17 protein-coding genes and 1 pseudogene are annotated in these 14911 nt (G+C 64.5%); 15 read left to right on the top strand and 3 right to left on the bottom strand.

The window, feature by feature from the left end:
* Nucleotides 1–95 precede the first annotated feature (95 nt).
* From ruvX to IAU68_RS06385, 12 genes and pseudogenes are all read left to right on the top strand, one after another.
* Entirely contained in the window at nucleotides 96–584 is a 489-nt protein-coding gene (gene ruvX / locus IAU68_RS06440; protein ID WP_171194065.1) for a Holliday junction resolvase RuvX, read from the top strand.
* 2 nt (nucleotides 585–586) lie between these two features.
* The gene (locus tag IAU68_RS06435) at nucleotides 587–1738 is read left to right on the top strand and encodes an endolytic transglycosylase MltG (protein ID WP_171194064.1); all 1152 of its coding nucleotides are present in this window, start codon (nucleotides 587–589) and stop codon (nucleotides 1736–1738) included.
* Nucleotides 1739–1740: 2 nt separating this feature from the next.
* Entirely contained in the window at nucleotides 1741–2556 is an 816-nt protein-coding gene (locus IAU68_RS06430; protein ID WP_171194063.1) for a shikimate dehydrogenase, read from the top strand.
* 29 nt (nucleotides 2557–2585) lie between these two features.
* Nucleotides 2586–3005: a prepilin peptidase gene (locus IAU68_RS06425; RefSeq protein WP_171194062.1), complete on the top strand. Its 420-nt coding sequence runs from the start codon at nucleotides 2586–2588 to the stop codon at nucleotides 3003–3005.
* A gap of 37 nt (nucleotides 3006–3042) precedes the next feature.
* On the top strand, nucleotides 3043–4269 hold the full coding sequence (gene aroC, locus IAU68_RS06420) for a chorismate synthase (RefSeq protein ID WP_171194061.1): 1227 nt from the start codon (nucleotides 3043–3045) through the stop codon (nucleotides 4267–4269).
* A 112-nt stretch (nucleotides 4270–4381) separates the two neighbouring features.
* Nucleotides 4382–4897 carry a shikimate kinase gene (locus IAU68_RS06415; RefSeq protein WP_171194153.1) on the top strand — a complete coding sequence of 172 codons (516 nt, stop codon included), beginning with the start codon at nucleotides 4382–4384 and terminating at the stop codon, nucleotides 4895–4897.
* Between the two features lie 10 nt (nucleotides 4898–4907).
* Nucleotides 4908–5960 (top strand): 3-dehydroquinate synthase, encoded by a 1053-nt coding sequence (gene aroB / locus IAU68_RS06410; RefSeq protein WP_171194060.1) that lies wholly within the window; start codon nucleotides 4908–4910, stop codon nucleotides 5958–5960.
* Between the two features lie 3 nt (nucleotides 5961–5963).
* Entirely contained in the window at nucleotides 5964–6398 is a 435-nt protein-coding gene (aroQ, locus tag IAU68_RS06405) for a type II 3-dehydroquinate dehydratase (protein WP_171194059.1), read from the top strand.
* Nucleotides 6398–7489, top strand: a complete 1092-nt coding sequence (locus tag IAU68_RS06400; RefSeq protein WP_171194058.1) for a M24 family metallopeptidase — start codon at nucleotides 6398–6400, stop codon at nucleotides 7487–7489. Before aroQ ends, IAU68_RS06400 begins: the two co-directional genes overlap by 1 nt.
* 51 nt (nucleotides 7490–7540) lie before the next feature.
* Entirely contained in the window at nucleotides 7541–8104 is a 564-nt protein-coding gene (gene efp, locus IAU68_RS06395) for an elongation factor P (protein ID WP_171194057.1), read from the top strand.
* Nucleotides 8104–8607 (top strand): annotated as a pseudogene (gene nusB / locus IAU68_RS06390) (transcription antitermination factor NusB); the annotation flags it as partial. The gene efp and the pseudogene nusB, both read left to right, overlap by 1 nt.
* 291 nt (nucleotides 8608–8898) lie before the next feature.
* Nucleotides 8899–9741 (top strand): PPK2 family polyphosphate kinase, encoded by an 843-nt coding sequence (locus IAU68_RS06385; protein WP_171194055.1) that lies wholly within the window; start codon nucleotides 8899–8901, stop codon nucleotides 9739–9741.
* Here IAU68_RS06385 and IAU68_RS06380 read toward each other — a convergent pair.
* From IAU68_RS06380 to IAU68_RS06370, 3 genes are read right to left on the bottom strand one after another with little or no spacing between them, the layout of a single operon-like run.
* Nucleotides 9738–10190, bottom strand: coding sequence for a YbjN domain-containing protein (locus tag IAU68_RS06380; RefSeq protein WP_171194054.1), 453 nt, complete (start codon nucleotides 10188–10190; stop codon nucleotides 9738–9740). The genes IAU68_RS06385 and IAU68_RS06380 overlap by 4 nt on opposite strands.
* Nucleotides 10187–10669 (bottom strand): YbjN domain-containing protein, encoded by a 483-nt coding sequence (locus IAU68_RS06375; RefSeq protein WP_231698980.1) that lies wholly within the window; start codon nucleotides 10667–10669, stop codon nucleotides 10187–10189. Before IAU68_RS06375 ends, IAU68_RS06380 begins: the two co-directional genes overlap by 4 nt.
* Nucleotides 10666–11553: a TIGR01777 family oxidoreductase gene (locus IAU68_RS06370; RefSeq protein WP_407928706.1), complete on the bottom strand. Its 888-nt coding sequence runs from the start codon at nucleotides 11551–11553 to the stop codon at nucleotides 10666–10668. The genes IAU68_RS06375 and IAU68_RS06370 overlap by 4 nt, the downstream gene beginning before the upstream one ends.
* A 584-nt stretch (nucleotides 11554–12137) precedes the next feature.
* Here IAU68_RS06370 and pyrR point away from each other — a divergent pair.
* The 3 genes from pyrR to IAU68_RS06355 are packed head-to-tail and all read left to right on the top strand — an operon-like array spanning nucleotide 12138 to nucleotide 14911.
* Nucleotides 12138–12698 (top strand): bifunctional pyr operon transcriptional regulator/uracil phosphoribosyltransferase PyrR, encoded by a 561-nt coding sequence (gene pyrR, locus IAU68_RS06365; RefSeq protein ID WP_171194052.1) that lies wholly within the window; start codon nucleotides 12138–12140, stop codon nucleotides 12696–12698.
* Entirely contained in the window at nucleotides 12699–13637 is a 939-nt protein-coding gene (locus IAU68_RS06360; RefSeq protein ID WP_171194051.1) for an aspartate carbamoyltransferase catalytic subunit, read from the top strand.
* Nucleotides 13634–14911 carry a dihydroorotase gene (locus IAU68_RS06355; protein WP_171194050.1) on the top strand — a complete coding sequence of 426 codons (1278 nt, stop codon included), beginning with the start codon at nucleotides 13634–13636 and terminating at the stop codon, nucleotides 14909–14911. The genes IAU68_RS06360 and IAU68_RS06355 overlap by 4 nt, the downstream gene beginning before the upstream one ends.

Genomic DNA, 14911 nt, shown 5'->3' with positions numbered 1-14911 from the left:
AAATGGGCGCTGACACGCCGAATGCGCGCCCTCCCCGTTACACAGCGAACAGCTAGGTTGAGACAAGGCCAGCTGAAACGGAAAGGAGTGAGGGGATGAAGGTGCAGCCCGATACCCCCGGGGTCGACGATCCCGGCGAGGGCCGCCGCATCGGTATCGATGTCGGCACGGTGCGCATCGGTGTCGCCCGCTCTGACCGGGAAGCCCGCCTGGCAACACCGGTTGAAACGATCAAACGGGTCACCGGCTTTAAGGACCGCGATGGGCAGGACATCGAACGGATGCTCCAGCTCATCGCGGAGAATGAAGCAGTTGAAGTTGTTGTGGGGCTGCCTCGTGATTTGCGGGGCAACGGCTCGAAAAGTGTCAAGCACGCGAAGGAGATAGCCTTCCGCATCCGCCGGCGCAGCGATGTGCCGGTGCGCATGGCGGATGAGCGGCTTACAACGGTGGCCGCGGCGCAGTCGCTGCGTATGTCCGGTGTGAGCGAGAAGGCTGGGCGATCCGTGATTGACCAAGCGGCTGCTGTGGAGATTTTGCAATCCTGGCTTGACGGCCGACTGAACTACCTCAAGGAGAACTAACCGTGTCCACCCGAGAAGCCGCACGCCGGCGTACCCGAGGCACCGCGGTGCTGGTTGCATCCATCCTGCTCATCATCGGCCTCGTCGCCTGGATTGCGGTCGCACGCAACCTTTCCGGATCGAAGGACTTTGCCGGCACGGGCAACGGCGAGGAACAGGTCGTGCAGATCCCGGAGGGGTCGAGTCTGTCAGTGTTGGGCCCGGAGCTTGAGGAGCGTGGCATCGTCGGCAGTGACGGAGCGTTCCAGACAGCGGCCGCAAACAACCCGGATTCGGACAATATCCAGCCCGGGTTTTACCGCCTGGAAGGCGAGATGAGCGCCAACTCTGCCGTGGAAGCGCTGCTCGACCCTGAAAAACGCATCACCCCGTTGCAGGTGTACGGCGGTGCCACGTTGATGGACATCAACGTGCTTGGCGGCCAGACCCGCCACGGTATCTTCTCCATGATCCAGGCGGTGACCTGCGGTGACCAGCCGGGCGGCGACTGCGTTAATGTGGAGAAGCTGCACAACGCCGCGGCGAACGCGGATCCGGCGGAGCTCGGTGTGCCGGAGTGGGCGCGGGAAACGGTTGCGGCCCGCGCTGGCGACGCGAAGCGGCTTGAGGGCTTGATCGCTCCGGGCGAGTACATCATTGACCCGCAGGCCAGCGCGGAAGACATCCTGCAGGACCTGGTGACCCGTTCTGCGAAGCAGTACGACTCGACGGATATCGTCAACCGCGCACAGGCGATCGGGTTGTCGCCCTACGAGTTGCTCACGGCTGCGTCCCTGGTTGAGCGTGAGGCGCCGGCGGGTGAATTCGACAAGGTCGCCCGCGTCATCCTGAACCGTTTGGACGAGCCGATGCGCCTCGAGTTCGACTCGACTGTCAACTACGGCCTGCCGAGCGTTGAGGTTGCCACCACAGATGAGGACCGAAAGCGTGTCACCCCGTGGAACACCTACGCGATGGACGGACTGCCGCAAACCCCGATCTCGTCCCCGTCGATCGAAGCCATCGATGCGATGGAGCACCCGGCCGAGGGCAACTGGTTGTTCTTCGTCACGGTGGATAAGGATGGCACGACCGTGTTCAACGACACCTTCGAGCAGCACCTGAACGACACGCAGCGTGCCGTCGACTCCGGCATCCTGGACTCGCAGCGCTAGCCATGGCGATCACGCACCGCGCTGCGGTTCTCGGCTCGCCGATCGAACATTCCCTGTCCCCGGTGCTGCATACCGCCGGCTTCGAGGCCGCCGGGCTCGAGGGCTGGGAGTACTCGCGGATGCTGTGCACCGCCGACGAGCTTCCTGGGCTCGTGCGCGGCGCAAATCCGTCGTTTCACGGCTTTTCAGTGACCATGCCGTGTAAGTTTGCGGCTCTCGAGTTCGCTGATGAGGTCACCGACCGCGCGCGCGAGATCGGCTCCGCGAATACGTTGACGCGTATCGACGACACCCGCTGGCGCGCCGACAACACCGACTGCGAGGGCGTGGTCGCAGCGCTGAACGAACTGCTGGGACAGGCCACGCCGCGCCGTGCGGTCGTAGTCGGAGCGGGCGGCACCGCACGCGCGGTGATGTGGGCGCTTCGCTCGGTGGGGTGCACCGATGTCACACTGGTCAACCGGTCGGACCGTTCTGCGGAATACGCCGACCTTTCACGCGGAATGAACCTTCGGTTCGTGGGCTTCGATGCTGGTCTTGCGGACCTCACCTCCGCGACGGACGTGGTTGTCTCGACAGTGCCGGCAGGTGTGGCGGACCAGTACGCGGCGGAGTTGGCGCACGCGCCGGTGTTCGACGTGATTTACGAGCCTTGGCCGAGCGCGATTGCGACTCACGCTGCGGCGAACGGATATCCGACCGTGGGTGGGCTGTCGATGCTTGCGGGCCAGGCGTATGCTCAGTTTGAGCAGTTCACCGGCGTTGACGCGCCCCGGGACGCGATGCGCCATGCATTGCTGGAGCACCGCAGGGCGTAACCGACGCAGCTGGGCTACGCTGCGTTGCCATGGGGATCGGGGGATTTCTCGGGGTAAGCGTTGCCGTTAGTTGGTCGCTCACGCTGTGCTGGTTTGACGTGACGCGGCGCAGGCTGCCGAATGCGTTGACGGTGCCGCCGGCGCTGGCGGGGGTCGTCGCAACGCTTGTCGCTCTAGCAGTCGGGCAGCCACAGATCGTCGGCGCGCTGTTGTGGCCGGGAATCTATCTCGCGTCCGGCCGGGGCATCGGCGGGGGAGACATCAAGTTGGCTGTGCCGCTGGGGGTGGTGTGCGCCGCGGTTGGCGGGCTTCCGGCTGTGCTGCTCGCGATAGGGTTATCTGGCCTGGTTACCGGGTGTTTCGCAGCAGTGTCGGGGAGCCGCACGATGCCCCACGGGCCGTCGATGTTGGCGGCGGCGTGGGGCGCAGGGATGTATTTCGGGGTATAAGGACATCTTTGTCCCTGTGCTGTGCGAGAATGTCGCCATGCTTCGTTGGACAACTGCCGGGGAATCGCACGGCCAGGGGCTGATGGCACTCGTGGAGGGCATGCCTTCCGGGGTGCCGGTGCTGAAGGAAGACATTGCTCATCAGTTGGCGCGCCGCCGTCTCGGGTACGGCCGCGGTGCCCGCATGAAGTTCGAGGCCGACGAGCTCACGTTGCTGACGGGTGTTGTACACGGTGTGTCGATCGGCAGTCCGATCGCAATCCAAATCGGCAACACGGAGTGGCCGAAGTGGACCACGATTATGTCCGCCGAACCGGTCGACGAAAAAGACCCTGCTGTGGCCAAAGAGCTGGCCTCGGGCCGTGGTGCCGCGTTGACCCGTCCTCGCCCGGGGCATGCGGATTTTGCCGGCATGTTGAAGTACGGCTTCGACTCGGCGCGGCCTGTGTTGGAGCGCTCGTCGGCACGCGAGACTGCGGCGCGCGTGGCCGCTGGAACGGTGGCACGCAGCTTCCTACGTGAGGTGCTCGGGGTCGAAGTGCTCTCGCACGTGGTCTCCATCGGGGAGTCTGCCCCTTACGAGGGCCCGGCACCGAGTTTCGACGATATTGATGCCATCGACACCTCTCCGGTGCGGGCGTTTGACAAGGACGCCGAAGCCGACATGGTCTCGTGCATCGAAGCCGCGAAGAAAGACGGCGACACCCTCGGCGGCATTGTCGAGGTGATCGTGGACGGGCTGCCGATCGGGCTCGGTGCGCATGTTTCTGGCGAGCGTCGTCTCGATGCGCAGTTGGCGGGTGCGCTGATGAGCATCCAGTCGGTCAAGGGCGTGGAAGTTGGCGACGGTTTCGAGGAAGCACGTCGCCGCGGCTCGCACGCGCACGACGAGATGGAACGCACCGCCGACGGCGTCCGCCGACTCACCAACCGCGCGGGCGGTCTCGAAGGCGGGATGACTAACGGCGAGCAGCTCCGCGTGCGTGCGGCGTTGAAGCCGATCTCGACGGTGCCGCGTGCGCTAAAGACTGTGGATATGTCGTCCGGCGATGCTGCGACCGGTATTCACCAGCGTTCCGACGTTTGCGCGGTGCCCGCCGGCGGTGTTGTCGCAGAGGCAATGGTCGCGCTCGTGCTCGCACAAGCGGTGGCGGAGAAATTTGGGGGAGACACGATCGAGGAAGTCAAGCGCAATGTGGCGGCGTACAAGGATTACGTTGCACAGCGGCTCGACTTCACCCGCGGAGAGGACGCAGATGACTAGCACCACCGAAACCCGAACGTTTGACCTGGTCAACGACGTCACCGCCGAAGGCGCGCTATTCGACGACAACGATGCGCCGAGTGCGACCGAGCTGGTTGAATCCGCGCCGGCGATGGTGCATCACGCTCCGCGCGTCGTCCTTGTCGGTATGCCGGGCTCCGGAAAGTCCACCATCGGTCGACGGGTGGCCAGCGCGTTGAATCTGCCGATTGTCGATTCCGATGTGCTGATCGAGCAGGCGAAAGGCAAGCCCTGCGGCGAGGTTTACGCCGAACTCGGCGAGGAGGCGTTCCGCGAGCTCGAGGTTGAGTATGTTGCGCGAGCACTCGCTACCGGCGGTGTGGTCAGCCTCGGCGGCGGTGCCGTAGTCACGGAGAAGGTCCGCCAGCTGTTGCAGCGCCACACCGTGGTGTGGATCGATGTCAGCGCTGAAGAGGGCATCCGCCGCACCGCCGAGGACGCGTCGCGCCCCGTCCTCGACGCCGACGACCGGGAGCAGCGCTACCGCGACCTGATGGCGCAGCGAGAGTCGTTCTACCGTGAGGTGTCCACGTTCCGCGTGCGTACCGACGAACGCCCGCCCCAGCGCGTGGTCGCCGAAATCCTCGGTTTCATCGACACCAACTAAGGAGCAGGCCATGGCAGTTGTGCCCGTGACAGGTCCCAGCCCGTACGACGTTCATATCGGCAGCGACAACCTCGGTGATGTCGCCGCGCACGTGTCGGCTTCGGGTGCCCGCCGGGCCTTGGTGGTGCACCAGGGGCCGCTGCGCGAACCTGCCGAGGTGCTCGACCGGTTGCTGCGGGAGCGCGGCGTCGAACCGGTGCTCGCGTGTGTGCCGGACGCCGAGGCCGGGAAAGACCTCGACGTGCTCGCAGGGTTGTGGGAACAACTCGGCGCCAACCAGTTCTCCCGCCAGGACACGGTGGTTGGCCTCGGCGGTGGGGCGGTGACCGATCTCGCCGGCTTTGCTGCGGCGACGTGGATGCGCGGCATCAAGGTCGTGCAGGTGCCCACGACGCTTCTGGCGATGGTGGACGCGGCTGTCGGCGGCAAAACCGGCATCAACACGGCTGCCGGCAAAAACCTAGTCGGCGCGTTCCACGAGCCGGATGCGGTGTTTATCGATTTGGCCCGCATCGACACGTTGCCCCAACCGGAAGTGGTGTCGGGCTCTGCCGAGCTGATTAAGACGGGGTTTATCGCGGACCCGCGAATCCTGGACCTCTACGAAGAAGGCCCGGACAACCACTGGGCAGAACTTGTCCAGCGTTCCGTGGCGGTGAAGGCGAATGTCGTCGGCCAGGACCTCAAGGAGTCCGGTCTGCGCGAGATTTTAAACTACGGCCACACCCTCGGTCACGCGATTGAGCGCCGCGAGCATTACACCTGGCGCCACGGCAATGCTGTGGCGGTAGGCATGATGTTCGTCGCGCACCTGGCAAACGGGCGCGGGCTTATCGACGGCACCCTGGTTGCCCTCCACGACACGATCCTCACTGGCGCCGGCTTGCCCACCCGCTACGAGGCAGGCGCCTTCGACGAGCTGCACGCCGCGATGCTGCTGGACAAGAAGAACCGCGACGGGCGCATCCGGTTTGTGGTTCTGGACGGCCTTGGCTCGTGCACACGCTTGGAGGACGCGACCATGGACGAGATGCGCGAGGCGTACGCGAAGATTTCGGAGTAGACGATGAAAGTTCTAGTGCTCAACGGGCCGAATTTAAACAGGCTCGGCAAACGTCAGCCGGAGGTGTACGGCTCGACCACGCTGGCGGTCGTCGAGAAGCAATTGCGTGAGCAAGCGGAACAACGCGGCGTGGAGATCGAGTGCCGGCAGTCCAATTACGAAGGTGAGCTGATCGATTGGGTGCACGAGGCCGCGGATAGCGGCTGGGCAGTGATCATCAACCCGGGGGGATTGACGCACACTTCGGTCGCGCTGCGCGACGCGCTGGTAGAACTGAATGATCACCACGGATTTATTGAGGTGCACATTTCCAACGTGCACGCGCGCGAGCCGTTCCGCCACCACTCGTATCTCTCGCCGATCGCGATTGGTGTGATTGCGGGACTGGGCACCGACGGTTACGGGCTCGCGTTGGATTACTTCGCAAGGAGGAACTGATGGCTCTGGCCGACACTCGCTTTGAGACCCGCCGCCGTAAGCTCTCGTCGAAACTCGCAGCACAGCGTATCGACGACATGCTTGTCACCCACCTGACCCACGTGCGCTACTTGTCCGGGTTCACAGGCTCGAACGGGTCGCTTCTGGTATCGAAGGACCGCACCGCAAAGATCGCCACGGACGGCCGGTACACCACGCAGATCGCGGAGGAAGTTCCGGACATCACCGCGACCATCGGCCGGAAGACCGCAGTCGAGCTGCTTTCCCAGGTTTCGGTGGGGCACCGTGTGGGCTTCGAGGCGGATTTCGTCTCAGTTTCCGAGTTGAAGCGCCTAGAGGCGGAGTGCCCGGAGGGCGTCACACTCGTCCCGGTCTCCGGCGTGATAGAGGAGATCCGCCTGAAGAAGGAGGAACTCGAGCTCACTCGCTTGACCGAAGCCGCGCAGCTGGCAACTCAGGCGCTCGAGGAGCTCGTCGAGGCAGGGGATCTGCGTGCGGGGCGCTCTGAACTCGAGGTAGCCGCTGACCTCGAATACCGCATGCGCCGTCTCGGAGCCGAGCGCCCAAGCTTCGACACCATCGTCGCCTCTGGCCCGAACGCGTCCAAACCGCACCACCAGGCGGGCGAGCGCATCATTGCCGACGGTGACCTTGTCACTATCGATTACGGTATGCACCGTCTCGGCTACAACTCGGACATGACCCGCACGTTCGCCATCGGCGAGGTGGGGAGCCTCGAGCGGGAGATCTACGAGGTCACGCTCGCGTCGCAGCTCGCTGGTGTGAAGGCGTCGACGCCGGGGACGAAGTTGGCGGACGTGGACAAGGCGTGTCGGGACGTGATCGAGGAAGCGGGATACGGCGAGTACTTCGTGCATTCCACCGGCCACGGCGTCGGGTTGGACGTGCACGAAGGCCCGTACGCGGCGAAGACCGGCACCGGCACGCTGGAGGAGGGAATGACGCTCACCATCGAACCGGGCATCTACATCCCTGGCAAAACCGGTGTGCGTATCGAAGACACGTTGGTGATCACGTCGGGCAAACCACGCATCATCACCGAGTACCCGAAGGATTTGACGGTGCTGTAGCATTGCTGTGTTTGCACACCACCCGCGAGTTTGACGAGGAAGGTACCACCCATGGCAACTACCGCCGATTTTAAGAACGGCCTTGTGCTGAAGGTCGATGGCAAACTGCAGCAGATTGTCGAGTTCCAGCACGTCAAGCCCGGCAAGGGTCCGGCGTTCGTGCGCACCAAGCTCAAGGACGTCGTCTCCGGCAAGACGGTGGAGAAGACCTGGAACGCTGGTGTGAAGGTGGAAACCGCGACGGTGGATCGCCGCGACATGACCTACCTGTACAACGACGGCACCAACTACGTCGTCATGGACGACAAGACCTTCGAGCAGTTCGAGCTCCCGGCCGAGAAGTTCGGCGATGCGGCTCGTTTCCTGCAGGAGAACATGCGTGTGCAGGTCTCCTTCCACGAAGGTGACGCGCTGTTCGCTGAGCTGCCGATTTCCGTCGACCTGGCCATCGAGCACACCGAGCCGGGCCTGCAGGGCGACCGTTCCTCGGGCGGCACCAAGCCGGCCACCCTGGAGACGGGTGCTGAGATCCAGGTTCCGCTGTTCCTTGAGACCGGCAACGTGGTCAAGGTGGACACCCGCACCGGCGAGTACCTCTCGCGTGTGAACAACTAATGCCCGACTACAAACGTCACGGCGCCCGCTACCGCGCGCGGCGTCGCGCAGTGGACATCTTGTTCGAGGCGGAGACTCGGGACATTGACCCAGTCGCGATCGTCGAGGACCGCACGGAGCTGTCGCAGAACCCGCAGAACGCAGTGGCGCCAATCGCCGACTACACCCGCACCATCGTGGCGGGCGCGGCAGAGAAGCTCGATGATTTGGACGACGCCATCGAGCGCTCGCTTTCCGACGACTGGGAGCTGTTCCGTTTGCCGGCCGTCGATAGGCAGATCTTGCGCGTGGCCTCGTGGGAAATCTTGTTTAACGACGAGGTCGACGCGCCGATTTCCATCAAGGAGGCCGTCGAGATGGCCGCGGAGTACTCGGGAGCGAAGGCCGCACCGTACATCAACGCCGTGCTGGACCGTATCGCGCAGTCGCTGGATCCGAACTCGCCGTTCGCTCCGTTTGCGGGCGAGGAGGCGGATGACGCGTACCCGGTCGAGGAGGATGAGCAGAATGCTCCCATCCTAGTCGAGACCGAAGACGCGGCTCCGGCGCCGTCCGAGCCGGGGGCGCAGGTCGAATCCGGCGCTGCCGAAGCGGATACCGCCAAGCAAGCCCGAGAGATCGCCGAGTCCACCGAGTCGTTCGATGCGGATGCAGACCGGGCGGGAAACCGCGATTAGTCGTTTAGGCCTGCTATAAGTCGTTACCTAGAGGTCGTAATGTCGCTTTCGGAAGCGCGTCAACGACCATCAGGTAACGACTTTCGCGTATGTGCGAGCACAGCTGAAAGGAAACGTATGTCGAAACTCACCGTTGAAGAGGCCAAGCAGTTCCGCGTCGGGCCGGATTTCCAGCTTGCGGATGTGGATCCGACGGCGACGCCGGACGTCTCCGACGTGGACGATGTGTTCCACGACTACGACGACGACCTGGACGACCTGCAGCGCCGCCTGTTCGCCAACAGCCGGGTGGGCAACGACAACGCAGGCTCCGTACTGCTCGTGTTGCAGGGAATGGACACCTCCGGCAAGGGCGGCATTATCCGGCACGTGATCGGCGAAACGATGGACCTGCAAGGCGTCCACGTCAAGGCTTTCGGCCGGCCGACCGAGGAGGAGGCGTCGCACGACTTCCTCTGGCGCTTCTACGAGCACTTGCCGGAGCCGGGCCAGATCAGCGTGTTCGACCGTTCGCACTACGAAGACGTGCTGGTGCAGCGCGTGAAACAGATGGCGCCGCCGGAGGAGATCGAGCGCCGCTACGGCGCGATCGTGGAGTTTGAAAACGAGATTGCTGCGCGGGGCACGAAGATCATCAAGGTCATGCCGCACATTTCCCGTGATTTCCAGGCGCAGAACTTGAAGGAGCGCATCGAGCGCGCAGACAAGCACTGGAAGTACAACGCGGGCGATATCGAGGACCGGAAGCTGTGGAGTCAGTTCATGGCCGCCTACCAGATTGCGCTGACGCGCACGTCCACGGATGTTGCCCCGTGGTACTGCATTCCTTCCGATAACAAGAAGTACTGCCGCAGCGTGATTAAGGCGCTGCTGTTCGACGCTCTCGACTCGCTTGACTTGGAGTGGCCCGAGCCGGACTTCGATCCGGAAGTCGAGCTCGAGCGGCTGGCGAACTCCTAGTCTTCTTCCGCGCCGGCTTCCTCGGCGGTGCGCTTGATCTCGCCGACGAGGACGCGCATGGCGTCCTGGGTCTCCATCACGCCGGCGACGGAGGCGTTTAAGGCGGTGGCGAGTTGGTCGTCGGCAAGCCCGGCACCGACGGGGATCTCGGCTTCGGTGCGTACGACGATGTTCTCGGTGCGATTGACCACCAGGGCGCGCGCGTCCAAATACGAGCTGTTGACCTGGTTGGCAGCAAGGTAGAGCGTCGCATCCGGGGTGTCGGCCGGGGTGTCAGTGACGGAATCGGCGCGGGCGATGAGCACCGAGTCGAGCAGCACGAACAACAGGTTGTAGCCGTTGTGGTTGGCGTGCGCCGCGCGGCCGGACGGGTCGTCGGCGGCTCCGATGCCTTGGCCCGCCAAGGTGGCGATGACACGGTCGATGGTGACGAGCGTTGCGTTACTCACTGCTGCGGTTCCTCCCAATTCACGACGGTGGGGAATGTGGTCTTCAAAAAGTCAAACGCTTGGAGCGTCGCGTCGATGGACGTGATGACGAACGAACCCAACTGGTTGAACGAGGCGCCGTCACCGATGTGCATCGAACGGATGGCGCTGACCGCGAGTTGGTCCTCGCCGCGTTCGAAGAAACGCAGCGTCGGCGCGAAGTGCGTCTGGTTGTGCTCGTTGCAGGCGTAGAGCACCTGTGATGCAGCGTCGCGCGGGAACTCGCCGCGCCACAGTGCCTCGAAAATGAGGTGGTCGTCGTCAATGGCGATGACGATCGCGGCGTTGATGAACCCGGAGCGCACCGTCTGATCCTCGATGCGATACTCGAGGTTTTCCTCCTCGAAGATCTTGGCGACGGCCTCGGGCGTCACTTTCTCGGTGACGTTGCGCTCGGGGTGCTCGCTTGGCTGGATGGCTTCAGTGTCTTCTGTAGTCACCCTTGCGAGGGTACCTGTTCCTCCATGCCCAACTCGTGTCGCAGCGCGGCCTCGAGGGTGGGGTAGCGGAATCTCCAGCCGTGTTGCTTTGCGACGACCGGCACCGCACGCTGGTCCGCCAGCGCGAGTTCGTGCGCGCCCTCGTTGCCGAGCAGGAGCTTCGGCCCGAACTGAGGGATGGACAGCAGGTTCGGCCGGTGCAAAAGCGAGGCCAAGGTGGCGGACATTTCGGCGTTGGTCACCGGCTCTGGAGCGGTGGCGTTGACGGGGCCGGTGACGGTGTCGTCGACGAGCGTGCGTGTGTAGATGTCGGTCAGGTCGTCGAGGGCGACCCAACTCATCCAGAAGTCACCGTCGCCGAAGCGCGCGGAAAGGCCTGCGTTGACACTGGCTTTGAGCACCGGTAATAGGCCGCCGGCGCCGGAGAGGGCGAGGCCGGTGCGGATGTTGACGGTGCGCATCCCGTCGACACGCGAGGCGTCCTCCCACCGTGCACAGACGTCGGCGAGGAAGCCATTGCCGGGGCCGTCGCTTTCGGTGCGGGCCACGTCGCCGGCGTCGGTGCCGTAGTAGCCGACCGCGGACGCGGACACGAAGGTTTGCACCCCGGTTTCGGCGGCTAGGCGGGCGAGTTTGCGTGTCGGTTCGATCCGCGACGCGGCGATTTTGTGCTTCTTCTTGTCGGTGAACCGGCCCATGATGGACTCGCCCGCCAGGTGGATCACCGCATCCACGCCGCGCAGCAAGTCCGGATCCGGGTTGTCCATGTCCCAGTGGCGTTGGCCGGGGCGTGCGTGCCCTCGCACCAGTTGGATCACGCTATGGCCGGCGGTGGTCAGCTGCGCGCGCAGGTGCGTGCCGACGAGGCCTGACGAGCCCGTCATCGCCACCGTGAGCTGCGGTTGCTGCGGTAGCGAGTTGATGAATGTGAGGTCTTCGAGGAGTTGGCGTTGCCGGTACGCCCACGCGGCGCGAAGGACGGCTTCGGGGATGCGGGAGCGGACGTCGTCGCTAAGCACGGTGCCTCCGGGCGCATCCTCGAAGCGGTGGACGTGACGCCACTGGGTCGTGCTGCGCAGCGGTTCGTTGGAGGCAAAGTCGGTGAACTGTGCACCGGCGACGTAGCCGTTGTCGTCGTGACGAGCGACCCATCGTTGTCCCGCGGGCAAGTCGAACACCGTGGTTCCGCTGCGGATCGACGCAGCCTCTTGGGCCACTCGCATCGGCAGAAATCCTGGGGTGAGTCGCGTGACCGCCCCCGGGCGGGTGTGCCAGCGCCACACAGTTTCGCGGTTGAAGGGGAGGAAATACGTGGCGTGAATGCCCATGGGAGAGAAGTCCTTCGCGGTAGAGGTGCGCCGGTGCTAATGTGAAGCGCAGTCTCCGAGACTACACACGGCCCCGACAAGCGGGACCGCGTCGATTGTTTCCTTTAAATGCCGCACAGAGAGGCGGGGAAGGAGGGTCGATGAGTGGAAACGAACGGACGACGGTTGAGCTGTTGAACGCTCAAGACGTCGGACGCACTGTTGCACGCATCGCGCACCAGATCATCGAAAAGACAGCGCTGGACGAAGGAGATGGACCGCAGGTCATCTTGCTGGGAATCCCGTCCGGCGGAGTGCCGCTCGCGCAGCGCATCGCTGACGCGGTCGAGGAATTTTCCGGCGTGAGCGTGCCCGTGGGCAGTCTCGACGTCACCCTCTACCGCGATGATTTGCGCGACAAGCCGCACCGCGCGCTACGCCCCACCAACATCCCGGTCGACATCGACGGGTTGATCGTGGTGCTTGTCGACGACGTCTTATACTCCGGCCGCACCATCCGCGCCGCGCTCGACTCGCTGCGCGACATCGGTCGCCCGGCGGCGATCCAGCTCGCAGTGCTGGTTGACCGCGGCCACCGCGAACTGCCGATCCGCGCCGACTACGTGGGCAAAAACATCCCCACCTCGAAAGACGAAGACGTCACCGTCGCCATTGCCCAGCTCGACGGTGAGGACCGCGTGACCCTGGAACGGGAGGCGTAAATGAAACACCTCATCGACATCGCGGATCTCAGCCGCGAGGAGATCATCGGGCTGATGGACGAGGCGGACCGGTTCCGTGAAGCGCTGGACGGCCGCGACATCAAGAAGTTGCCCACTCTGCGCGGGCGCACGGTCATGACGCTGTTTTACGAAAACTCCACCCGCACACGCTCGTCGTTCGAGACTGCCGGCAAGTGGATGAGCGCCGACGTGATTAACCTGTCGGCCTCGTCGTCGTCGGTGAAAAAGGGCGAGTCGCTCAAAGACACCGCAGCCACCCTCGAGGCGGTCGGCGCGGATGCGATCATCATGCGCCACCCGGCCTCCGGCGCGGCGCAGCTGCTGCGGAAGTGGCTGCCGGAGACCAGCATCATCAACGCTGGCGACGGCCAGCACCAGCACCCCACCCAGGCGCTGCTGGACGCGGTGACCATGCGCCAGCACATTGGCGACGTTGCCGGTACACGCGTCCTTATTGTCGGCGACATTTTGCACTCGCGCGTTGCGCGCTCCAACGTGGATCTGCTCAACACCCTCGGCGCGGAGGTTGTCCTCGTCGCGCCGCCGACGCTGCTGCCCACTGGTGTGGAGTACTGGCCGGCGCGCGTGGCCTACGACTTCGACGCCGAGATCGAGGCAGCCGACGTGGTCATGATGTTGCGCGTGCAGGCCGAGCGCATGAACGGCGGTTTCTTCCCGTCGCACCGCGAGTACGCGACCCTCTACGGGTTGAGCGTCGATCGCGCCAACCGCATGAAGCCGGATGCGCTGATCATGCACCCGGGCCCGATGCTGCGAGGCATGGAAATCAACTACGACGTGGCCGACCGCGACAACGCGGTTGTGCTCGGCCAGGTCTCCAACGGCGTGTACACCCGCATGGCCGTGCTGTTCACACTGCTCGCCGGCGCCGGCGACGAGGAAGGAGCCGTCAAGTGACCACGCTCGCTTTGAACAACGTCCGCCCGTACGGCGAGGACGTCGCGCATTTGCTTATCGACGACGGCGTGATCGTCGAGGTCGCGAACACCCCGTTCGACAATGCCGACGAGATCGTCGACGGCGAAGGCAACGTGCTCCTGCCGGGACTGGTGGACATGCACGTCCACCTGCGCGAGCCGGGCCGCGAAGACACTGAGACCATCGCCACCGGCTCCGACGCTGCAGCCAAGGGCGGGTTTACCGCCGTGTTTACTATGGCGAACACGAACCCGGTGATCGACCAGCCGTTCCTCGCCGACGCCGTCTGGGAGAAGGGTCAGGCATACGGCAAGTGCGACGTCTACCCGGTCGGCTCCATTACTCAAGGACTTGCCGGCAAGCAGCTCACCGAGATCGGTCTCATGGCGCGCAGCCACGTGCGGATGTTTTCCGACGACGGCAGGTGCGTCAACGACCCGCAGCTGATGCGCCGGGCTATCGAGTACGCCAAGGCACACGACGTGATCCTCGCGCAGCACGCCGAAGACCACCGCATGACCGAGGGGGCGGTCGCCCACGAGGGCGAGCGGGCCGCTCGCCTCGGCCTGCGCGGCTGGCCGCGGGTCGCAGAAGAGTCGATCGTCGCGCGCGATGTCATCATGACCCGCGACTACGGCGGGCGCTACCACCTGTGCCACGCCTCCACAGAGGGCACCGTGGAACTGCTGCGCTTCGCCAAGGCACAGGGTGTCGACGTCACCGCCGAGGTCACCCCGCACCACCTGATGCTGACCGACGAAAAGCTCGCCACCTACGACGGCGTGTTCCGCGTCAACCCGCCGCTGCGCGAGCTGCGCGACGCTGAAGCGCTCAAGCAAGCGTTGTTAGACGGCACCGTCGATGTCGTCGCCACTGACCACGCCCCGCACGGCTCCGAGGACAAGTGTGTCGAGTTCGAGCACGCCAAACCCGGCATGCTGGGGCTGGAGACTTCCCTTGCGATCGTCCACCGCGTGTTCGTTGAGGCTGGCCTGGCCGACTGGCGTTTCGTCGCAAAGGTGATGTCCGAGCGTCCGGCCGAGATCCTGCGTCTGGCAGATCAGGGCCGGCCGATCGCCGAGGGCGAGCCGGCAAACCTCACCCTGGTCAACCCCGACGCGGCCTGGACCGCAAACGGCAAGGACATGGCGTCCAAGGCGTCGAACACCCCATACGAAGGCACCGCATTCAACGCCCGCGTGGTCGGCACCTGGCTGCGCGGCACCCGAACCTACTCCGCAAAGAAGGCCTAA

It is taken from the genome of Corynebacterium lujinxingii (genome assembly GCF_014490555.1).
GTDB lineage: Bacteria > Actinomycetota > Actinomycetes > Mycobacteriales > Mycobacteriaceae > Corynebacterium > Corynebacterium lujinxingii.
This window is presented reverse-complemented; position numbering and strand designations above follow the sequence as displayed.